Source organism: Moritella sp. PE36 (assembly GCF_000170855.1).
Classification (GTDB): domain Bacteria; phylum Pseudomonadota; class Gammaproteobacteria; order Enterobacterales; family Moritellaceae; genus Moritella.
Window position 1 is genome coordinate 93,527 of the sequence record NZ_ABCQ01000001.1, and the last position, 23,140, is coordinate 116,666.

At 42.6% G+C, this 23,140-nt stretch carries 16 protein-coding genes, 3 tRNA genes and 3 rRNA genes; 10 read left to right on the plus strand and 12 right to left on the minus strand.

Going from position 1 to position 23,140, the window contains the following annotated elements:
* Positions 1-9: 9 nt before the first annotated feature.
* From rimI to PE36_RS00410, 8 genes are all read right to left on the minus strand, one after another.
* Complete coding sequence (rimI, locus tag PE36_RS00375) at positions 10-450, minus strand: ribosomal protein S18-alanine N-acetyltransferase (protein WP_006029954.1); 441 nt, start codon at positions 448-450, stop codon at positions 10-12.
* A 10-nt stretch (positions 451-460) separates the two neighbouring features.
* Positions 461-862 (minus strand): DNA polymerase III subunit psi, encoded by a 402-nt coding sequence (locus PE36_RS00380; protein WP_006029955.1) that lies wholly within the window; start codon positions 860-862, stop codon positions 461-463.
* A 35-nt stretch (positions 863-897) separates the two neighbouring features.
* Positions 898-973 (minus strand) — tRNA-Trp (locus tag PE36_RS00385).
* Between the two features lie 77 nt (positions 974-1,050).
* A tRNA-Trp gene (locus PE36_RS00390) sits at positions 1,051-1,126 on the minus strand.
* A gap of 71 nt (positions 1,127-1,197) precedes the next feature.
* Positions 1,198-1,313 (minus strand): 5S ribosomal RNA (gene rrf / locus PE36_RS00395).
* 135 nt (positions 1,314-1,448) lie between these two features.
* A 23S ribosomal RNA gene (locus tag PE36_RS00400) occupies positions 1,449-4,343 on the minus strand.
* Between the two features lie 221 nt (positions 4,344-4,564).
* A tRNA-Glu gene (locus PE36_RS00405) sits at positions 4,565-4,640 on the minus strand.
* 120 nt (positions 4,641-4,760) lie between these two features.
* Positions 4,761-6,305 (minus strand): 16S ribosomal RNA (locus PE36_RS00410).
* The 16S, 23S and 5S rRNA genes sit together here with 3 tRNA genes alongside, the layout of an rRNA operon.
* A gap of 557 nt (positions 6,306-6,862) precedes the next feature.
* Between PE36_RS00410 and rapA the strand changes: the two genes are divergently transcribed.
* The 3 genes from rapA to PE36_RS00425 all read left to right on the plus strand — a co-directional run bounded on the left by rapA (position 6,863) and on the right by PE36_RS00425 (position 11,422).
* Complete coding sequence (gene rapA, locus PE36_RS00415) at positions 6,863-9,775, plus strand: RNA polymerase-associated protein RapA (protein ID WP_006029956.1); 2,913 nt, start codon at positions 6,863-6,865, stop codon at positions 9,773-9,775.
* A 132-nt stretch (positions 9,776-9,907) separates the two neighbouring features.
* The gene (locus PE36_RS00420; protein ID WP_006029957.1) at positions 9,908-10,597 is read left to right on the plus strand and encodes a pseudouridine synthase; all 690 of its coding nucleotides are present in this window, start codon (positions 9,908-9,910) and stop codon (positions 10,595-10,597) included.
* A 27-nt stretch (positions 10,598-10,624) separates the two neighbouring features.
* Positions 10,625-11,422, plus strand: coding sequence for a DUF3530 family protein (locus tag PE36_RS00425; protein ID WP_006029958.1), 798 nt, complete (start codon positions 10,625-10,627; stop codon positions 11,420-11,422).
* On the opposite strand, the gene djlA is transcribed toward PE36_RS00425, so the two are convergent.
* Positions 11,419-12,210, minus strand: a complete 792-nt coding sequence (djlA, locus tag PE36_RS00430) for a co-chaperone DjlA (protein ID WP_006029959.1) — start codon at positions 12,208-12,210, stop codon at positions 11,419-11,421. The genes PE36_RS00425 and djlA overlap by 4 nt on opposite strands.
* Before the next feature lie 190 nt (positions 12,211-12,400).
* Here djlA and lptD point away from each other — a divergent pair, with 190 nt between their 5' ends.
* The 7 genes from lptD (at position 12,401) to putP (ending at position 21,183) form a co-directional block, all read left to right on the plus strand.
* Positions 12,401-14,800 (plus strand): LPS assembly protein LptD, encoded by a 2,400-nt coding sequence (gene lptD / locus PE36_RS00435; protein ID WP_232286507.1) that lies wholly within the window; start codon positions 12,401-12,403, stop codon positions 14,798-14,800.
* Between the two features lie 309 nt (positions 14,801-15,109).
* Entirely contained in the window at positions 15,110-16,396 is a 1,287-nt protein-coding gene (gene surA, locus PE36_RS00440) for a peptidylprolyl isomerase SurA (RefSeq protein ID WP_006029961.1), read from the plus strand.
* 12 nt (positions 16,397-16,408) lie between these two features.
* Positions 16,409-17,392: a 4-hydroxythreonine-4-phosphate dehydrogenase PdxA gene (gene pdxA, locus PE36_RS00445; protein ID WP_006029962.1), complete on the plus strand. Its 984-nt coding sequence runs from the start codon at positions 16,409-16,411 to the stop codon at positions 17,390-17,392.
* On the plus strand, positions 17,389-18,207 hold the full coding sequence (gene rsmA / locus PE36_RS00450) for a 16S rRNA (adenine(1518)-N(6)/adenine(1519)-N(6))-dimethyltransferase RsmA (protein ID WP_006029963.1): 819 nt from the start codon (positions 17,389-17,391) through the stop codon (positions 18,205-18,207). The genes pdxA and rsmA overlap by 4 nt, the downstream gene beginning before the upstream one ends.
* Before the next feature lie 14 nt (positions 18,208-18,221).
* A complete protein-coding gene (locus PE36_RS00455; protein ID WP_006029964.1) occupies positions 18,222-18,599 on the plus strand; it encodes an ApaG domain in 378 nt (125 codons plus the stop codon).
* Between the two features lie 59 nt (positions 18,600-18,658).
* Complete coding sequence (locus PE36_RS00460) at positions 18,659-19,483, plus strand: symmetrical bis(5'-nucleosyl)-tetraphosphatase (protein ID WP_006029965.1); 825 nt, start codon at positions 18,659-18,661, stop codon at positions 19,481-19,483.
* A 209-nt stretch (positions 19,484-19,692) separates the two neighbouring features.
* Entirely contained in the window at positions 19,693-21,183 is a 1,491-nt protein-coding gene (gene putP, locus PE36_RS00465) for a sodium/proline symporter PutP (protein ID WP_006029966.1), read from the plus strand.
* Between the two features lie 133 nt (positions 21,184-21,316).
* On the opposite strand, the gene folA is transcribed toward putP, so the two are convergent.
* Genes folA through PE36_RS00480 form a run of 3 tightly spaced genes read right to left on the minus strand, consistent with a single transcriptional unit; the run spans position 21,317 to position 23,095 of the window.
* Positions 21,317-21,805, minus strand: a complete 489-nt coding sequence (gene folA / locus PE36_RS00470; RefSeq protein ID WP_043993544.1) for a type 3 dihydrofolate reductase — start codon at positions 21,803-21,805, stop codon at positions 21,317-21,319.
* A gap of 13 nt (positions 21,806-21,818) precedes the next feature.
* Positions 21,819-22,286, minus strand: coding sequence for a threonine/serine exporter family protein (locus PE36_RS00475; RefSeq protein ID WP_006029968.1), 468 nt, complete (start codon positions 22,284-22,286; stop codon positions 21,819-21,821).
* Positions 22,283-23,095 carry a threonine/serine exporter ThrE family protein gene (locus PE36_RS00480; protein WP_006029969.1) on the minus strand — a complete coding sequence of 271 codons (813 nt, stop codon included), beginning with the start codon at positions 23,093-23,095 and terminating at the stop codon, positions 22,283-22,285. The genes PE36_RS00475 and PE36_RS00480 overlap by 4 nt, the downstream gene beginning before the upstream one ends.
* Between the last annotated feature and the right edge of the window lie 45 nt (positions 23,096-23,140).

The following is a 23,140-nucleotide window of genomic DNA, read 5'->3' on the forward strand; positions in this document are numbered from 1 at the left end:
TGTCTTGTTCTAGACTATGTAGCACATCATAATGGCATCTTCTCTGCCTTTCGCCGCTGGATAATAGTTAATACGGCGATCGACCTCATTAAAGCCAGTGTTTAAATAAAGTTGGTAAGCACCGTGATTAGATTCTCGCACTTCTAACCATAATTGAAACAATTCTTGCTGTTGGCATTCTTTAATTAGGTGGTTAATAAGCAGCTTACCGTAACCCTTACCTTGATGCTCAGGCGCAACGGCGATATTAAGCAGACTTGCTTCTCCAGCCACTTGGTTAGCAAAGTAATAACCTAGTATTTGCTCATCTTTAACTAATAGAAAATTAAAGTATCGGGCACCAAAATTACTGGCTAAGATCTTATCTGACCAAGGAAATGCATGGCTCGCAGTTTCAACTTTTTGGACTAAGGGTAAATGTTCAAGTGTTAGCGGAATGATTTTTGGCATTAAAGACTCGTTATTGCATATAACTGACGATTTGTTGCCAAAGCTGCTTTTTCGCTTGAGCAGAATGCAACAGTACATCTAAATGAGGTGATGATAGTTGCTGTTTTGCAGCAAGATCTGATTGTTTACAACCAATAGTCCAAATCCATTTCGGCGTTTGGTAATAATACTTTAGCTCTTCTTCGGTGATGATATGGCTTTGATTTAGTTCAAGCTGTAACGTACGTAAAATTTGTTTAATAAATTGGCTATGTGGGGCAAGTTTATCGTTCGCGATAATTAAAATTTGGCAATGTTTTGGTAATGCTATTTTCTCAGCTTGACTAGCGAGATGAGGAAATTGTTCAGGCTTATGACATTGCCACAATGTGATACCCATTTGCTGCAAGTAATAACGTGAAAAATTACTCATTGGATAACCATATCATGAAGATTAACAGAAGAAATTGGCAGGGGTGGAGAGATTCGAACTCCCATCACGCGGATTTGGAATCCGCTGCTCTGCCGTTGGAGCTACACCCCTACAAGATGAACAGGATTATAACTTAATTTATCATTAAAGTTAAATCTGTTTCTTTGATTTGATAGTACTAATAAAATTGGCAGGGGTGGAGAGATTCGAACTCCCATCACGCGGATTTGGAATCCGCTGCTCTGCCGTTGGAGCTACACCCCTAAAACTTTCTATTTAAGACTACGTCTTAAATAATACTTACTCAGACTAGGTCTAAATAAATAGGAATTGGCGCTTGGCGATGCCCTACTCTCACATGGGGAAACCCCACACTACCATCGGCGTTATTACGTTTCACTACTGAGTTCGGAATGGAGTCAGGTGGTACCGCAACACTATGGTCACCAAGCAAATCTGGTTTGCTTTCTATAAGAAAATTAATTTCTATTGTAAATCTGAAAAGCTATAAATAAAGAAGTCTTTAAAACCTAAAGTGTTCTGTCTATTCTTAAGTCGTATTTCAATTAATCATACTTTAATTTGTATGGTTAAGCCTCACGGGTAATTAGTACAAGTTAGCTCAATGCCTCACAGCACTTACACACCTTGCCTATCAACGTTGTAGTCTCCAACGGCCCTTCAGGGAGCTTAAAGCTCCAGTGAGAACTCATCTCGAGGCCTGCTTCCCGCTTAGATGCTTTCAGCGGTTATCAGTTCCGAACTTAGCTACCGGGCAATGCCATTGGCATGACAACCCGAACACCAGTGGTTCGTCCACTCCGGTCCTCTCGTACTAGGAGCAGCTCCTCTCAATTCTCAAACGCCCACGGCAGATAGGGACCGAACTGTCTCACGACGTTCTAAACCCAGCTCGCGTACCACTTTAAATGGCGAACAGCCATACCCTTGGGACCAACTTCAGCCCCAGGATGTGATGAGCCGACATCGAGGTGCCAAACACCGCCGTCGATATGAACTCTTGGGCGGTATCAGCCTGTTATCCCCGGAGTACCTTTTATCCGTTGAGCGATGGCCCTTCCATTCAGAACCACCGGATCACTAAGACCTACTTTCGTACCTGCTCGACGTGTCTGTCTCGCAGTTAAGCTGGCTTATGCCTTTGCACTAACCACATGATGTCCAACCATGTTTAGCCAACCTTCGTGCTCCTCCGTTACTCTTTGGGAGGAGACCGCCCCAGTCAAACTACCCACCAGACACTGTCCGCAATCCCGATAAGGGACCTACGTTAGAACATCAAACGTACAAGGGTGGTATTTCAAGGTTGACTCCACATCATCTAGCGACAATGCTTCATAGTCTCCCACCTATCCTACACATGTAGGTTCAATGTTCAGTGCCAAGCTATAGTAAAGGTTCACGGGGTCTTTCCGTCTAGCCGCGGGTACACTGCATCTTAACAGCGATTTCAATTTCACTGAGTCTCGGGTGGAGACAGCGTGGCCATCATTACGCCATTCGTGCAGGTCGGAACTTACCCGACAAGGAATTTCGCTACCTTAGGACCGTTATAGTTACGGCCGCCGTTTACCGGGGCTTCGATCATGAGCTTCGACCTAAGTCTAACCCAATCAATTAACCTTCCGGCACCGGGCAGGCGTCACACCGTATACGTCATCTTTCGATTTTGCACAGTGCTGTGTTTTTAATAAACAGTTGCAGCCACCATTTCTCTGCGACCAACAATAGCTTACGGAGCAAGTCCTTCACCATCATTGGCGTACCTTCTCCCGAAGTTACGGTACCATTTTGCCTAGTTCCTTCACCCGAGTTCTCTCAAGCGCCTTAGTATTCTCTACCTAACCACCTGTGTCGGTTTGGGGTACGATTCTCTTATATCTGAAGCTTAGAGGTTTTTCCTGGAAGCCGGGTATCAACTACTTCATCTCCGTAGAGACTCGTCATCAGTCCTCAGCCTTAATGTGCGCCCGGATTTACCTAAGCACACAGCCTACAACCTTAAACATGGACAACCATCGCCATGCTAGCCTAACCTTCTCCGTCACCCCATCGCAATATAAGTGAGTACAGGAATATTAACCTGTTTCCCATCGACTACGCCTTTCGGCCTCGCCTTAGGAGTCGACTCACCCTGCCCCGATTAACGTTGGACAGGAACCCTTGGTCTTTCGGCGTGGAGGTTTTTCACCCCCATTATCGTTACTCATGTCAACATTCGCACTTCTGATACCTCCAGCAAGCTTCTCAACTCACCTTCGACGGCTTACAGAACGCTCCTCTACCATGCAAAGAACAAGTCTTTGCATCCGTAGCTTCGGTGGTATGTTTAGCCCCGTTAAATCTTCCGCGCAGACCGACTCGACCAGTGAGCTATTACGCTTTCTTTAAAAGATGGCTGCTTCTAAGCCAACTTCCTGGCTGTCTGAGCCTTTCCACATCGTTTCCCACTTAACATACACTTTGGGACCTTAGCTGACGGTCTGGGTTGTTTCCCTTTCCACGACGGACGTTAGCACCCGCCGTGTGTCTCCCGCGATTGAACTTATTGGTATTCGGAGTTTGCAAAGGGTTGGTAAGTCGGGATGACCCCCTAGCCTTAACAGTGCTCTACCCCCAATAGTTAGACGCGAGGCGCTACCTAAATAGCTTTCGAGGAGAACCAGCTATCTCCCGGTTTGATTGGCCTTTCACCCCCAGCCACAAGTCATCCGCTAATTTTTCAACATTAGTCGGTTCGGTCCTCCAGTTGATGTTACTCAACCTTCAACCTGCCCATGGCTAGATCACCGGGTTTCGGGTCTAATCCCAGCAACTATTCGCGCAGTTAACACTCGGTTTCCCTACGGCTCCGCTATTCGCTTAACCTTGCTACTGAAATTAAGTCGTTGACCCATTATACAAAAGGTACGCAGTCACCCAACAAAGTAGGCTCCCACTGCTTGTACGTATACGGTTTCAGGTTCTATTTCACTCCCCTCACAGGGGTTCTTTTCGCCTTTCCCTCACGGTACTGGTTCACTATCGGTCAGTCAGTAGTATTTAGCCTTGGAAGATGGTCCTCCCATATTCAAACAGCATATCACGTGTGCCGTCCTACTCGATTTCACAATAAGGTCGTTTTCATGTACGGGACTATCACCCTGTATCGTGGCACTTTCCAGAGCCTTCCATTAACTTCCAAACTGCTTAAGGGCTAGACCCCGTTCGCTCGCCGCTACTAAGGGTATCTCTATTGATTTCTTTTCCTCGGGGTACTTAGATGTTTCAGTTCTCCCGGTTCGCTTCGCAACGCTATGTATTCACGTTACGATACTCTACAAAGTAGAGTGGGTTCCCCCATTCGGAAATCTGTGGATTAACGCTTTTTATCAACTCCCCACAGCTTAACGCAGATTAACACGTCCTTCATCGCCTCTGACTGCCTAGGCATCCACCGTATACGCTTAGTCACTTAACCATACAATCTAAAGTCGACCGTACAATTGAAATAACTAGGTATTATCTAGTTTTTTTCGCCTCAAGAATACTCAAGAACACTATATTGTTACGAACTTAATCGTAACGTGTTTTAAGAACTTCTTTATTTATTCAGCTTTCCAAATTTTTAAAGAGCAATTTGCTAAAAAGCAAAGATAAACATTAAGCTGCTTAGCTTTGATTTTTAATCAGAAAGAAAAGTGGTATCCCGTACGAGATTTGAACTCGTGTTACCGCCGTGAAAGGGCGGTGTCCTAGGCCTCTAGACGAACAGGACACTATTTACTTTCTACGTTTGGATTTCATCCCAACCGTTGTCTTATTTACATAAGACGTGCAATTTAATTTTCTATTCAAGCAATTTGTGTGGGCACTTACAAAAATTAACAACTTTACGTAAGGAGGTGATCCAGCCCCAGGTTCCCCTAGGGCTACCTTGTTACGACTTCACCCCAGTCATGAACCACACCGTGGTCATCGCCCTCCCGAAGGTTAAGCTAATGACTTCTGGTGCAGCCCACTCCCATGGTGTGACGGGCGGTGTGTACAAGGCCCGGGAACGTATTCACCGTGACATTCTGATTCACGATTACTAGCGATTCCGACTTCATGGGGTCGAGTTGCAGACCCCAATCCGGACTACGACGCACTTTATGGGATTCGCTTACCATTGCTGGTTTGCAGCCCTTTGTATGCGCCATTGTAGCACGTGTGTAGCCCTACTCGTAAGGGCCATGATGACTTGACGTCGTCCCCACCTTCCTCCGGTTTATCACCGGCAGTCTCCTTAGAGTTCCCACCATTACGTGCTGGCAAATAAGGATAAGGGTTGCGCTCGTTGCGGGACTTAACCCAACATTTCACAACACGAGCTGACGACAGCCATGCAGCACCTGTCTCACAGTTCCCGAAGGCACTGAGGTATCTCTACCAGATTCTGTGGATGTCAAGAGTAGGTAAGGTTCTTCGCGTTGCATCGAATTAAACCACATGCTCCACCGCTTGTGCGGGCCCCCGTCAATTCATTTGAGTTTTAACCTTGCGGCCGTACTCCCCAGGCGGTCTACTTAATGCGTTAGCTTAAGAGCCCAGTTCTCAAGGAACCAAACTCCGAGTAGACATCGTTTACGGCGTGGACTACCGGGGTATCTAATCCCGTTTGCTACCCACGCTTTCGCATCTGAGCGTCAGTTACTTGCCAGGTGGCCGCCTTCGCCACTGGTATTCCTTCAGATCTCTACGCATTTCACCGCTACACCTGAAATTCTACCACCCTCTCAAGAACTCTAGTTTGCCAGTTCGAAATGCAGTTCCCAGGTTGAGCCCGGGGCTTTCACATCTCGCTTAACAAACCGCCTGCATGCGCTTTACGCCCAGTAATTCCGATTAACGCTTGCACCCTCCGTATTACCGCGGCTGCTGGCACGGAGTTAGCCGGTGCTTCTTCTGCGAGTAACGTCACAGTGATAAAGTATTAATTTACCACCTTTCCTCCTCGCTGAAAGTACTTTACAACCCTAAGGCCTTCTTCATACACGCGGTATGGCTGCATCAGAGTTTCCTCCATTGTGCAATATTCCCCACTGCTGCCTCCCGTAGGAGTCTGGACCGTGTCTCAGTTCCAGTGTGGCTGATCATCCTCTCAGACCAGCTAGGGATCGTCGCCTTGGTGAGCTCTTACCTCACCAACAAGCTAATCCCACTTGGGCTCATCTAGTCGCGAGAGCTTTCAAGAAGAGGCCCCCTTTCACCCGTAGGTCGTATGCGGTATTAGCAGTCGTTTCCAACTGTTGTCCCCCTCGACTAGGCAGATTCCCAAGCATTACTCACCCGTCCGCCGCTCGACGCCAGAATAGCAAGCTATTCTTCGTTTCCGCTCGACTTGCATGTGTTAAGCCTACCGCCAGCGTTCAATCTGAGCCATGATCAAACTCTTCAATTAAAAGTTTTTGACTAATTGCCTAAGCAATTAAGTCGGCTCAATGAATTCTGTACTTCAACAACAAACCGAAGTTTGTTGTTTATAAAACCAAATCTTTCGATTTAATTTAATGTTCACAATTACATTGATATAATATTTGGTCATTATATCTCTGCAAGTGCTCACACAGATTGCTTGAATAAATTGTTAAAGAGCATACTGAACGACTGTTGCCGTGTCAGTGGGAGCGATTATAGAGATCTGGGTTACATTGGCAAGTAATTTTATAAATTTCATTCCATTTTAAAGATAAACCTTAAAAACCGAACATAATTCAAACAAAACAAATTAAAAATAAACGATAGTTCATCTAACCCATCTATTTTCGCCTAACTCTTCGGTGATTTATCATGATTTCAGGTTTTAATTATTCAATATTTCTATTTTCATCTACTTATATAGGTAGAATTTACTTACTGGGTCAATTTAAACTATTATTTAATTTGTCTTTATACGTGACCTAACTCTCTGGTTTAGGTAACATGCGCCCTTTTTACGGTTTTGGAGTTTGAATATACATGCCCTTCCAACTTGGTCAGCGCTGGATCAGCGATACGGAATCAGAATTAGGATTAGGAACGATAGTTGCCATAGAAGGCAGAATGTTAACGCTATTATTTCCTGCAAGTGGTGAAAACCGTTTATATGCTCGTAACGAAGCGCCAATCACGCGTGTCATGTTTAATGTCGGTGATCAGGTACTGTCTCATGAAGACTGGAGTTTAACCGTTACTGAAGTAACAGAAAGCTCAGGTATCATTACTTATATGGGTATTCATCAAGACACCGGTGAAGAAGTTTCATTACGTGAAACATTCCTGAACAATTTCATCAAGTTTAATAAACCACAAGATCGCCTATTTGCAGGCCAAATCGATCGCATGGATCGCTTTGTTTTACGCCATCAAACATTACAGCATCAGTTTTCTCAACAACAATCTGCATTAAATGGCATTCAAGGTCCACGTGTCAGTCTGATCCCACATCAATTACATATTGCCACCGAAGTGGGTCAACGCCATGCTCCTCGCGTTTTACTTGCTGATGAAGTAGGTTTAGGTAAAACCATTGAAGCGGGTTTGATCATCCATCAGCAGCTGACAGCAGGCCTTGCCAATCGTGTGTTAATTTTGGTACCCGAAACATTACAACACCAATGGTTAGTAGAAATGATGCGTCGTTTCAATCTACACTTTAGTATCTTTGATGAAGAGCGTTGCATCGAATCACTCGCTGAAGCAGATAACCCATTTGAAACTGAACAATTGATCTTATGTAGCCTGGACTTCTTACGCAAAAAACGTCGTCGTTTTGAGCAAGCGGTGGGTGCCGATTGGGACTTATTGGTTGTTGATGAAGCGCATCACCTTAGATGGAGCGAAACAGAACCAAGTCGTGAATACCAGGTTGTAGAAGCATTAGCGCAAAAGTCGCCAGGTGTACTACTACTCACTGCAACACCGGATCAGCTTGGCCATGAAAGTCACTTTGCCCGTTTACGGTTATTAGATCCAAACCGTTTCTATGATTATGCCGCATTCGTTGCTGAAGAAAATAGTTATTCTGTCATTGCACAAGCAGCACAAGAACTATTAGATTCACCCATCATGTCACCAGAGACTGCAGCATCATTAACTAAATTATTAAGTGAAGCTGATATATCAGACAAGCTGGCTTTAATCCAGACTTCACCCGGTTCAGAAGACGCCGAGAAAGCAAAACAATCAATAATTAGTCAATTATTAGATCGCCATGGCACAGGGCGTTTATTATTCCGTAATACACGTTCGGCAATTAAAGGTTTCCCAACCCGCTACTACAAACCGATTCCATTAGCGCTACCAGACCAATATAAAACGTCATTAAAAGTCGCACAAATGATGAATGGCTCGGCAAGTTATGCAGAAGCTGCGCGTCGAGGTTTATACCCAGAAGAAATCTTTTTACAATTCGAAGGCAAAGACGCATCTTGGTGTAGTTTTGATCCACGTGTTGAATGGTTACAAGACTTCTTACTTGCCAATAAAAATGAAAAAGTATTAGTGATCGCAGCCAATGCTGAAACAGCGATGTCGATCGAAGAGTCACTACGTGTGAGTGAAGGTATTCGGGGCACAGTATTCCATGAAGGCATGTCGATAATTGCGCGAGATAAAGCCGGTGCTTACTTCGCCCAAGAGGATGCGGGAGCACAAGTTCTACTTTGTTCTGAAATCGGCTCAGAGGGTCGTAACTTCCAATTTGCACAACATCTGGTATTATTTGATTTACCATTAAACCCAGATTTACTTGAGCAACGTATTGGTCGTTTAGACCGTATCGGTCAGAAAAATGACATCAGTATTCACGTCCCTTTCTTTACCAATACCGCACAGGATGTATTACAAAACTGGTATCAAAATGGCTTAAATGCGTTTGAGTATACTTGCCCTATCGGTGGCGATATTTTTGCAGAAGTAAAAGATGAATTACTGACTCAGCTAGCCGCAAAAGAAATTGATCTCGCCGCAACAGACGCATTAATCACTGATACACGTAGTCAATACGATGCATTAAAAGCAAAAATGGAAAGTGGCCGCGACCGTTTACTGGAGTTAAACTCTAACGGTTTGGGTAAATCAGACGACATTATTGCACAGCTAAAAGCCAATGATGATAGTCCTACGTTACCTATTTTTGCGATACGCTTATTCGATGTTATTGGTATAAACCAAGAAGATCGTGGCGAGAACATGCTCATATTAAAACCGACAGATCAGATGTTAATACCAAGTTTGCCACATCTATCTGAAGACGGCATTACAGTTACCTTCGATCGTGACACCGCATTGTCTCGTGACGACGTACACTTCCTGACTTGGGAACACCCATTAATACGCGCATGCATTGAATTAATCATGACGTCTGATACGGGCTCAACCGCCGTTTCACTATTAAAAAATCCAGCGCTACCTGCTGGCACTATTTTATTAGAACTACTTTATGTGGTTGAAACATCGGCACCGCCTTATTGTCAAATTAATCGTTTCTTACCGGCAACACCAATTCGTTTATTACTGGATAAAAACAGTAATAACTTAGCCGGGAAAGTAGATTTTGATAGTTTCAATCGTCAGCTTAATGCGATTAACCGCCATGTAGCGACGAAACTGGTTTCAGCATCTCAAACGATTATCCATGATCTTATTGGTAAATCAACCGCGGTAGCTGAAGATCAAAAGCAAGCGATCACTAACGCTGCACTGGCAAAAATGCAGCAAAATATGAGTGTCGAGCTTGAACGTCTACAAGCATTGCAGAAGATTAACCCTAATGTACGTGATGAAGAACTGGCGTTTATTGAAAAACAAACAGCAGAACTCACCACGCACATTAATAACGCTCAGCTTAAATTAGATGCAGTACGCTTTATTGTGGTTACTCCAAGCTAACTAAAAGCACGTTTTAATGACGAGCAACAAAGGGGTTAATTTCGGTTAACCCCTTTGTTATTAGTTGTTATTATTAACAAGCGATAATTTAAAGCTTACCTTCTAAAAACTTCACTATATTGTATATGCCCTATGTCCGATTTTATTTATGCTCCACCGCAACACCCTAGATTAGATATTATTTATCAAGACGATGCCATTATTGTGTTAAACAAACCGAGTGGATTATTAAGCGTTCCGGGGCGATTACCCGAGCATACCGACAGTATTGCCAGTCGGGTCCAAGAACGGTTTCCCACTGCGACAATTGTGCACCGGTTGGATATGTGTACCTCAGGTGTGATCTTAATGGCACTGAGCAAAGCCGCGCAAAGCCACATCAGCAGACAATTTCAACAACGCTCAACCGCAAAGTACTACTATGCACGTTTAGAGGGGATCCCAACGGCCAAGTCTGGCAGCATTGATTTACCTTTACGTTGTGATTGGCCCAATAGGCCAAGGCAAATGATTGACTTTATCGACGGAAAACCCGCGTTGACACATTGGCAAGTCATTGCAGAGCAACCTGCCAATAACAATAACAACCAGCAAGCGAGCGCAACAGTATTGCTTAAACCTGTGACCGGTCGATCGCACCAATTGCGAGTACATATGTTAGCATTGGGTACGCCCATTTTAGGTGATGAATTATATGCGTCAGCACAAGGCGTTGCAGCCGCTGAACATTTACAACTGCATGCTGCTATGTTAGAAATTGACCATCCCCTAACGTCTGAAAGAATAGAATTTAAGGTTAAACCACCTTTTTCAATTGATTAAGCACAACGAGTTATGTAGGAATCATGAATGTTTAAGGCCCTGGTATTATTACTATTAGTTAGCTTATCATCTCAAGCAATAGAACAATCTGCAGTGGATAAAGAGTCGGATAAGCCAACAATAACCTTCCCCATTTCTCAACAACGCGTGTTTGATCAAGACTTAACCAAGTATAGCGATAGCAACGAAGTGGCCTGGTTAGGTGATATCGATAACCGTTTTTTAACTTTATGGCGTGAACAAACTACGGGTAAAGTCATCGGTACAAGTTGGATATTTGCCGATACCTATACCTCAGCTAATAATCCAAATATAATTCAAACGCTGCGCTATCAACTCAGTGATAAAGGCTTACATACCTATTCTGTATCACCATTAAGTCAGCCCTTAAAATCAGAGCATGCCGAGCAACGTTTACAAGCCCAACTACTCACGTTACAAGATAAATTCGCCAGCCAAAGTGGTAAGCGTTTACTTATCCTACAAGGCGTAAACTGCCAAGCGATAATAAATATACTCGTGAATAACCCGGATATTTACGTCGATGCGATTGTATTACTCAGCGCCCATAGTCCAACGTCCGAGTTAGCCAAACAGTTCATTAGTCAAATGCACCAACTCAACGCGCCGATATTAGATTTATATGCGCAGACCGATAGCTTAGCGGTTATTGATGAAGCAAAAAAAAGGCATACCGCAGCAAAGCGTATTAACAAGGGAAATTATAGACAAATAGAAATGATTGGCTTACCGGGGCAAGTAGAAACTCAGATTGCAACCAGCCAAATGATTTATGGCTGGTTGGTCAAACTAGGCTGGTATTAACGCATTTTTCTCGATTCTTTTACTACGTCATAAGCACCTTGAATATCTTGGGCTTTTTCTTTAGCAATAATCATCATTTCTTCTGGTAAACCTTTTGATACTAACTTATCTGGATGGTGTTCATTCATTAATTTACGATAAGCACGTTTAATGGTTTTATCATCATCGTCCTCACTTACACCAAGCTGTTGATAAGCATTAATTAATGCTTCTTCACTACTCACTTTACTGCCATGACGGTGAGAGCGGATCTCAGCTTCCATCATCTGCAATAAATTGTCCATATCTTGGCTGTTCACCCCTAAGATCGCACCGATACGATGAAGAATATCACGCTCAGAATTTGATAATTCGTGATCAGCAAACGCGGCCTGAATTTGTATTTCCAGGAACATTTTAATCAGATCACGACGTAACACACTCACACGACGAAAATCGCGCACAGTTTGCTCTAACGGAAAATCAGCTTCTTTACCTTGATTAAATGACGCTTGTGCTGCACGACGAGTTTCCCCCGTCAGTTTCATGCGGTCCATTAACTGCGTCGCCACATGAATTTCCGCTTCGGTCACATGACCGTCCGCTTTTGCCATGTGCCCCATCACCGAAAATGACGTGTGCAAGAAAATATCCTGACGCTTATGTGCGGCAGGTCGAGTATCAATACCGAGTCGAGGACCAAATTGGCGCTTTAATATCGAGCCAACCCAGACCATGAAAATCGCCCCAAAAAACCCACCAAATTTCATACCAATGGCGAATAATAAAATGTAAAACAACATATTCATAACAGTAGCTACCAAGCAAAAATGACATATATTTATATAAGAATCGTATTATGGCTGTTTAAAATGTAACAAATCAATCAATCTCATCATCTTTTTACAGGTTTACCGGATAAAACCAGTCATTAAATGGTCTATCGCTGTAATATGCATTATTATATTTAACTATTTTTTAATTTTAATGAAATTATCGATGACAAAATGGATTGTTAAAATGCGCCTTTTCACCTTATTTTCAACACTCAGCGGTGTCGTATTCTCAGCTAGCGCAGCCACCATTATCACTAACGAAGATGGTACATCAAGGACCGTTGACGATTCTATCGCTACGTCTGAATTAGCAGAGTTAACACTTTTTAAACAGTGCTACCCTTATGTACCCGCTATAAAACCGCCGATTGAAGATAGCAAAGCCAATAACGAGATCCAGCTACTATCAAACAGTGCAAAAGTGACCCAAGGTAGCAAAGCCATTTTTCAAGGTGATGTGAACTTTACTCAAGGTAATAGAATATTATCTGCTGATGAAATTATTCTCTATCAACTCACTAATATTCTAACGGCTGAAGGCAACGTTATATTAGAAGACAGTACATCGACAATTAAAGGCAAAACATTAAAAGCGAATTTAGATACCAAAGATGCTGAGCTAACACATGTCAATTACCTACTGCACGGTCAAGCGGCTAATGGTGAAGCTAAAAAGGTCTATATTACCAATAGCGGCGATAATATTTTAATGCAACGTTCCACTTATAGTGAATGTCCCTTTGGCGATAATAGCTGGGTATTGCGTGCATCATCGATCAACATTGATAATATTGATGAATCCGCCGAGGCTTATAACGCAACCTTGTACTTTAAAGACGTACCTATTTTTTATATGCCATATTTTACTTATCCAACCACAGATAAACGTAGGACCGGTTTATTATTCCCGTCATTTGAAAATTCATTAGAAAATGGTGTCACGTTTTCGCAACCAATTTATTGGAATATTGCTCCAAACTATGACATGGAAATCATCCCCACTTACATGTCAGAGCGTGGCACAGAGTTAACCACTAAATTCCGTTATTTAGTCGATGGTCAGAGTGGTAAGATTAATGTTGAATACCTCGCTAACGATAAGAAAACCAACACCGATCGTAGTCTGTACCACTGGAGCCATAACGGTAACTTCAATGACAACCTAAGTCTGTCAGCGGACTACACCCAAGTAAGTGATAATGACTATTTTTCTGATCTTGATGCCTCAGCAGGTTCTAGAGACAGCAATACGCTACTACGAACCGCGGCCTTGACTTACAATACGGATATGACGTCGTCACAATTTGAAGTGCGTGATTTTCAAATTCTAAATGATTACTCCGATTCAACACCACATAAAGTATTACCGAAAATTTCTTTTACCGGTTACCAACAATTTGATAATAATCCCATTGAACTGTCAGTTTATAGCGAGATGACTAATTTCTCTCATTCTAACAGCAACATGTACAGTGGCATTAGAACCCATATAGAACCAGAGATTAGTTTCCCTTACAAACGCCCAGCAGGTTTTGCGGTCGCCGAATTTAAATTACCGATGACTTATTACAGCCAAACATTCAATGAGTCAGATAACAAAAACTTTGCTAATGGCTACAAAGGTGAACTAGAAGAACAAGTATTTCGAGTGATACCAACAGCCAGATTACACGCAGGTTTAAATTTTGAACGGCCTACATCTTGGTTTGGAAATGCCATTACGCAAACGTTAGAGCCACAAGTACAGTATTTATATATCCCTTATAAAAACCAAGACAATATTGGTATTTACGATTCATCAACGATCCAACAAGATTTCCTCGGTTTATACCGCGACCGTATTTATAGCGGTTTAGATCGCATTGCCGATACCAATCAATTCACCATAGGTTTAACAAGTCGTGTATTTGATGACATAGGCAGTGAGCGATTTCGTTTTGCGCTTGGCCAAATCGTTTACTTTGGTGAGAGCCAAGTTGGTATCGCACCAGAAAGCAATCCGGACACCGACAACACGGACGTAACAACATCCAGTATCGTGATGGAAGCAGACGTCAAAATAAGCCGTAATTTATTCATCAATAACAGTATTGAATATGCCATTCAAGATGACTTAGTACGCCGTGCAGATGCGGCTATCGAATACCGTTTTGACAGTGGTCAAAAAATACAACTTAACTATCGCTACATTGATGATACGTCTTCGATATTAGAAACGAAAAATGAGAACATTAACTCACGAATAAACCAGATGGGGTCCAAATTTATCTTACCGATCAATAATCAGTGGGATATGGGCGCGAGTTATTATTATGATGTCGAAAATAAAATAACCCAAGATGCCTTTGTGGGGATTAAATATGAATCATGTTGTTGGGCAATTCGCCTTGATTATGGTTATCGTTTAAAAAATCATAATATAAATACCAATGAAACAACCTTTGATCGCGGCCCAACATTAATGTTTGAACTAAAAGGTCTTGGCGGCATTGGTACCGATATGAATAACATCGGTACTTCAAGTCTATTTTCATACGGTGAACCATTCCAGTTACGTGAATAACATCGATTGACCAACGCGTTTAAATAAATATCTCGAATATATACCCAAGTGACTTCAAGATGCTTGGGTATAATAACGGCTATAAATAACTCAGTTAAAGCTAGCCGTTATTAATCAAACAGGGATTTACAGCCCATGATGATTGCATTGAAGGTCTGACAAGGTATACTTCCGCTTACTTTTTCACCTCGGTTTTCAGCAAATTAGACAATCCTCATATTTCCCGTGGTAAAAAATTGATAATTTTCAGCCTACTGCTGTCTCACTTATAGTCGATATTGAATAGGAATTCATAAAGTGATAAAAAAAATGCTTAAGACTCTGTTATCTGGAGTAATAGTTGTAACGAGTTGGCAAGCGCAGGCCGAACTCACCAAACTTGATGAAGTGATTGCCATTGTTAATGAAGAAGTCATTCTCGCTAGTGATGTGAATACATTAACTAGATCAGTAACAGCGCGGGCAACCAAAGCAGGCCAAACGTTACCATCGCAAGAGGTGCTGACTCAGCAGGCATTAGATAAACTTATTATTGATAGTTTACAGCTGCAAATGGCCAAGAAAATGGGCATGCGTATTAGCAATGCTCAGCTTGAAGATACGTTAAATAATATCGCAAAAGGTGATAACCAAACTGTAGAACAACTGCGTCAAAGTGTGGTTGCTGATGGTGGTGATTTTAATGATTACAAAGAAGAAATTCGAACCCAAATATTAACCAACGAAGTACAACGTATGCAAATGCGTCGTCGAATTACCATTTCCGATCAAGATGTTGACAACTTAATTGCAATAATTGATGAGCAAGGGCAGAAAAACCGACAATACCGTGTTAACCATATTATGCTGCGAGTTCCTAACGAGGCAGATAATGCCACGATGGAAGCACTACAAACTAAAATTGCCGATATACAAACGCAACTGAATGCGGGTGAACCATTCGCAAATCTTGCATTAGCGCTCTCTGCTGGTCCCAAAGCGCTGGATGGCGGCGATTGGGGTTGGATGAATATCAATGAAATGCCGACATTATTTGCAGAAGCGGTAACCAATGCTAAAAAAGGCGATATTATCGGTCCAATTCGTAGTGGTGCTGGTTTACATATCATTCAAGTTAGCGATATGCGTGGTGTAGAAACAGTATTAACCAAAGAAGTTAATGCCCGTCATATTCTGATTAAACCATCCGTTATCTTAAGTGATGACAAAGCACAATCATTACTCAATGAATACTTAACCCGTATTAAATCAGGCGACGCAGAATTTGCCGAGCTTGCTAAAGCCTATTCAGATGATACCGGCTCAGCCGTCAAAGGTGGTGAGCTTGGTTGGGCAGATCCAAACATCTATGTACCCGCATTTAAGTTAGCATTGCAAGACTTGAAAAAAGGCGAAATTAGTCCGACATTTCGTTCTAGCCATGGTTGGCATATAGTGCAACTTATTGATAGACGTACACAAGATACGACAGATAAAGCAAATCGCCAAAAAGCATGGCAATTACTGTATAATCGTCGTGCAGCCGAAGAAAGCCAATCTTGGTTGAATGAATTAAAACAAGAAGCTTATATTCGTATTTTAAATAATGAATCGTAAACAGGTGAAAATGTGACTCATCGTATAGCAATTACTCCAGGTGAGCCTGCTGGTATTGGCCCAGACCTAGTTCTGGAATTAGCGAAGCAAGACTGGCCAGTAGAATTGGTGCTTTGTGCCGATCCTGAGCTGATTTTATCTCGAGCAAAAATGCTTGGTAAAACAATTAAATTAATCAACTATGATCCAAGTCTACCAGCACAACCACAACGTGCTGGTACGTTAACTATCGCCCCTATGAAAATGGCGGTATCCGCAGAACCCGGTAAGCTTGATGTAGCGAATGGTCGCTATGTATTAGATACACTGCAATTTGCATGTGAAGGGAATATGTCTGCAGAATTTAGCGCAGTCGTCACAGGCCCTGTTAACAAAGGCATTATTAATAAAGCCGGCGTATCTTTTAGCGGTCACACTGAGTTTTTTGCGCAGCAATCAGAAACCGCTGACGTAGTTATGCTGCTGGCAACAACGGGGCTACGTGTTGCGTTAGTAACCACGCATATTCCACTGGCGTATGTCGCCAAAGCGATAACAGAAGAGCGATTAAGTAATATTATTCGCATCCTTCACGCTGAAATGAAAACGAAGTTTGGTATTGAACGACCAAAAATTTATGTATGTGGACTCAATCCACATGCAGGTGAAGATGGACATCTAGGTCGCGAAGAGATTGAGATCATCTCTCCAACGTTAATGAAACTTCGCGATGAGGGTATGGATTTGACAGGCCCCCTCCCTGCAGATACCTTGTTCCAACCTAAGTATCTTGATGATGCTGACGTTGTATTAGCAATGTATCATGACCAAGGATTGCCGGTATTAAAATCGGTTGGTTTTGGCAACTCAGTAAATATTACCCTGGGCTTGCCTTTTATCCGTACATCAGTTGATCACGGTACTGCAATTGAACTTGCAGGTACTGGAACAGCCGACGCCGGCAGTATGTTTACAGCCGTAAACCAAGCAATAGAAATGATAGAGAAACACGCATGAACGACAAGGTCCATTTAGGTCACACCGCGAAAAAACGTTTTGGTCAAAACTTCTTACATGATGCTTATGTAATTGGTCAAATCGTGGCATCAATTAACCCGAGAAAAGGTGAAAACCTAATTGAAATTGGTCCCGGTTTAGGCGCCTTAACCGAGCCTGTAGCAGATTGTCTCGATAAGATGACAGTCGTAGAGCTGGATAGAGATCTTGCTGAACGCCTAGAGCAACACCCGGTACTATCTAAAAAATTAGAAATTCACCAAGCAGATGCAATGCGTTTTGATTTTAAGCAGTTAATCAAACCGAACATGAAAATGCGTATTTTTGGTAATTTACCTTACAATATTTCAACGCCGTTAATGTTCCACTTATTTGAGTTCCATGAAGATATCCAAGATATGCACTTCATGTTACAGAAAGAAGTGGTACAACGTTTAGCCGCTAGCCATAACACTAAAAGTTACGGTCGCTTAACAGTAATGACGCAATACTACTGCAGAGTAACACCGGTACTTGAAGTCGGCCCTGAAGCATTCAGACCGGCACCAAAAGTAGATTCAGCGGTTGTTCGCTTAGAACCACATACGGTATTACCGCACCCTGCGAAAAGTTTAAAAGTACTTAACCATGTAGTGAGAAATGCCTTTAATCAACGCCGTAAAACAATTCGTAATAGCCTGAAAAAGGTGATTTCGGTTGATGACATTGCAGCGCTAGGTATTAACGTTTCTCTACGTCCAGAGAACTTAACGCTTGAAAACTATGTTACGATTGCTAACTTCGTAACCGATAATCCAATGCAAGTAGCGGATTAAGACGGTCCGTATCAATGGTAAGTGTCGCGGATTCATTCACTCTTATCATTGACACCGAATATGTCGAAGAAGTATCTGTACCAGCACAACACAGGTACTTCTTTACTTATACTATTACGTTAACCAATCCATTAAGCCAGTCTGTTAATTTATCAAGTATTCAGCTATTACTCACTGACAGCGACGGCACGGTTTCCGAATTAAACAATCCTTTTCAAGATAATGATTATCTTATCTCTTCACAGCAAGATTTTTGCTATAGCAATGATATAATTACCCATTCTCCATTGAGTATCGTGCAAGGCAAGATCGAACTACAACTCAATGCCAGTGAATTAGTGGTGATCACGGTCGAACCATTTCGTCTTGTCACACCGAATCTGTTGCACTGATCGATTAAACACATTCACTCACATACTTCATCCAGCTCAGCTAGAAAGGTAACTTATATATGGCAACTTATTTTGTTGGTGATATTCAAGGTTGTTTCGACGATCTACAACACCTGCTACAACAAGCTAATTTTGATCCACGCCAAGATCAACTTTGGTTAACCGGAGATCTTGTTGCCCGCGGCCCAAAATCACTAGAAACGTTACGCTTTGTGAAACAACTTGGCTCAGCAGCCGTCACTGTACTTGGCAATCATGACTTACATTTACTCGCAATTGATGCAGGATTAGCTAAGCTAAACTCTAAGGATAAGACTCAGGCTATATTTGCTGCTGAAGATAAAGACGAATTGCTACTCTGGCTACGTCAGCAGCCACTACTGGCGCACCATAAGGCATTTAATATTATTATGGTGCATGCTGGTATTAGCCCTCAGTGGAGCCAACAACAAGCAAAGCTATATGCCGAAGAAGTTAATGAACAACTGCGTGGTGATAACTACCTGGCATTACTCGAGAATATGTACGGCGCACAACCCGACTATTGGCAAGAAGAGTTACAAGGCTTTGACCGCCTACGTTTTATTATTAATGCATTTACGCGAATGCGTTTTTGCGCACCAGATGGACAGTTGGAGTTTCATAATAAGCATTCACCAGCAACGAATAACAATATCCAGCATATTCCTTGGTATGAAGTTGCAGGCACTCACCTTGATGGCGCCCATGTTATTTTTGGTCACTGGGCTGCATTAGAAGGCAATTGTAGTCATAAAAATGCGACAACACTTGATACTGGTTGCGTGTGGGGCAACAGCCTGACCATGTTGCGCTGGGAAGATAAGGCAGTATTTTCCGTTCCCTGCCCCATGCATGCGACATAATTGACTAGAATAAGATTAAATAATAAGCGGGTTATCACAGTGTTGCTCTAATGTTAAGTAATAACATAGTTGTTCGTATATACTGCACGCTAATTTTAGCCAACCCACATCAATATCACCGCAAACAAGTATATTGACGTGGTTTGGTTGAGTATAACTATAAAAATAGAAAATAAAGAATAACAACTTTACAACTAAGGCTTATATACATGATTGAAAATAATTTCATTATTACAGCTACATTCCTTGTTTACCTTGCTATTATGCTTGGTATCGGTGTGTATGCTTATCGACAAACCAAGAGTTCAACGGACTACTTTTTAGGTGGTCGTAACTTAGGTCCTTGGCCAGCAGCGTTATCTGCAGGTGCTTCAGACATGAGTGGTTGGTTATTACTTGGCCTACCTGGTTACGCGTATGCAGCAGGCATGGAAGCGATCTGGTTAGCAGGTGGTTTATTAATTGGTACTTGGTTAAACTGGCTAATTGTCGCAAAACGTTTACGTACCTACAGTATCGTCACCAAATCAATTACCCTGCCAGAATTCCTATCGCGTCGTTTTAAAGACAACTCAAAAGCAATTCAAATTTGTTCGGCATTCTTTATCCTGATGTTCTTCTTGTTCTATACCAGTTCAGGCTTAGTGGCTGGCGGTAAATTATTTGAAACAGTATTTGGTCTAGATTATCAAGTCGCAGTTGTACTCGGTACTGTATGTGTGGTTTCTTATACGCTATTCGGTGGTTTCCTTGCTGTTTCTTGGACTGATTTAGTACAAGGTCTATTAATGTCAGCAGCACTATTAATCGTGCCACTCAGCGCGATGGACGGTAGCTTTAGCGATCTAGCAGCTGCCATGCGCGACATAAATCCAGAACTACTGACGATCTGGCAGAACAGCAAAGGTGAAGACCTTAGCGCTATTGCTATCATCTCATTAGCCGCTTGGGGCCTAGGTTACTTCGGTCAGCCACATATTCTTGCGCGTTTCAAAGCAACACGTAGCAATAAAGATCTTGTTAAAGCACGCCGTATTGCGGTTGTTTGGACTTCATTATCTATGTTTGGTGCAATGTTAGTCGGTCTCGTTGGTCTGGTTTACACTAATACTAACAATATCACTATCGCTGATGCTGAAACTATCTTCATGTTATTAGTGAACAGCATCTTCCACCCTGTTATTGCTGGTATTCTGCTTGCTGCGATCTTAGCTGCAATCATGAGTACTGCGGATTCACAACTACTTGTATCATCATCGGCACTGGCTGAAGATTTCTACAAACAGTTAATTCGTCCACAAGCAACAAGTGAAGAACTTGTTACTGTTGGTCGTTTTGGTGTTGTTGGTCTGTCTATCATTGCATTGTTACTTGCACTTAACCCTGATAGTTCGGTACTTGGTTTAGTATCTTATGCATGGGCTGGTTTTGGTGCTGCATTTGGTCCAGCATTAATTATCTCACTATACTGGCGTGGTATGACGCGTAACGGCGCACTTGCGGGTATTATTATTGGTGCGGTAACGGTTGTAGTATGGAAACAATTAAGTGGCGGTATCTTCGATCTGTATGAGATCGTACCGGGTATCATCTTTGCTTCTCTAGCGATTGTTATCATTTCACTGATTGGTAAACAAGAAGACCAAAGTATCCACGCTCAATTCGACGAATTCGAGTCTGGTTTAGATACAATGGAGTAACAGCCAGCAGCAATAACTAAATTAACGGTATAAAGTTAACTTAGTTATTCACTATAAAAAATGCCGCGCTATCACTAGCGCGGCATTTTTTTCCAGTTCAGTTCAGAGTATGCACTCGTCAGTTAACACATGACTACTTCACTCGCTCGAGTAAACTAAAATGGTAATCATGCGGGTTTTTATCATCTGCCGCATAAGACTCATGTTCAATTTCTTGCCAATTATACTGCTCATAATCAGGGAACCAAGTATCCCCTTCGGTGGTTAATTCAATATGCGTCAAATACAAACGATCAGCAGCGGCTAAGCACTGGTTATAAATCGTCGCACCACCAATGATCATTAACTCTTCCACATCACCAGCAGCCACAACAGCATCTTCTAAGGTCGCAACAACAGTCACACCTTCTGGTTGATAATCTGCTTGTCGACTTAATACGATATTTAAACGACCCGGTAATGGACGACCAATTGATTCAAAGGTATTACGCCCCATTACAATAGGCTTACCTAACGTTGCGCGTTTAAACAGTTGTAACTCAGCAGGTAAATGCCACGGCATCTTATTATCTAAACCAATGACTCGGTTATTTGCCAGTGCGGCAATCATGGAAACAATCACAACAGCTCCTTAATCAAACAATAGGCTTGTTACGGTACACCAGCACAGGCGCAATCGCCAGACCAAAGCTTAAGCCAATCAAAATAAAAATAGTCAGTAAACCATTTTCAACAACTTGCTGCTGTAACGCAGCACTATAACCTTGATGGTGTAACGTCATCAACCCGGTCATGGTTTTATACGCATACACGCCAGGGATCATCGGAATAATGGCTGCAACCGTCACCACAGGGCGTGGGATCAGCACTTTCCGAGACCAAGGCACCGTTGCCAGCCCCAGTAAGGTCGCAGCAATGAATGATGCCCACTCAATCGGCACGTTTACGTGTAATAATAGTGAGCGTACCGCATGGGCACTGGCAGCAAATAACACACAGGCCAGCAGTGCTTGCCTAGGGACATTGAATAACAGTGCAAAGCCGAATGCAGCGATACCTGCAAACACCGCATCATCCACCAGCATCAGTAATAGTTCACTCATAGCCAGCCTCCTTGTTGCGCTAACTGCACAGCCAAGACAATACCGAGTGTAGAAGCAAGTGTTAACAGGGTTGCCGTCATCCATCGTGCCATACCGATGGTGACATGGCCTTTCACCATATCTGATACCGCATTAATTAATGGAAAACCAGGCACGAGTTGTAGCACACTGGTGACCATGATCAGCTCAGGTTCATTACCCCAACCAAAGCCGCTGGCGAAACTACCAATAAAGGTTGCAGTGAATGCAGTTATAAAAAACACGGTGAGTAAGTTATGGTGTAATTGAGTTAACCATTGGCGAATACGCATGGCAATGAAGCTCGTTAACCAAGTGCAGATAAATATAATGCTATCGCCACCAAATAAGTGACTAAAGCAGGCACAGGATAAAGCCACAAAACAAGCGACGATGACGGAATCGTATTTAGGCACAGCCAAGTTATCTAAGCGCTGCTTAATCTGCTCTAAATCATAAATTTGCTTTTCGGCAAGGATACAAATGCGTTGTACTTCACACACTATCCCCATATCAATACCATGCGCTTTCATCGTACGCGTGGTCGTTATGCAGTGGTCGCCAAATCGAGAGGTAAGAATGATGGCTTTAGAGGTCAGTGCAATTTCGACGCTTTCTAGCCCAAATGCCATACCAAGACGTTCAGTTGTCTGTTCTATGATTCGGCTTTCAGCGTTATATGCCTGTAATAACTGCCCGGCACGCGCGATCACACGCGTAATTAATGCTTGCTGTTCATGGCTAATATTTACGTGGTGATTAACCCTATATTCATTACATCCACTATTCATGACTACATCTTGCTATCTATCACTTATTGAATAGTCGATTGTAGC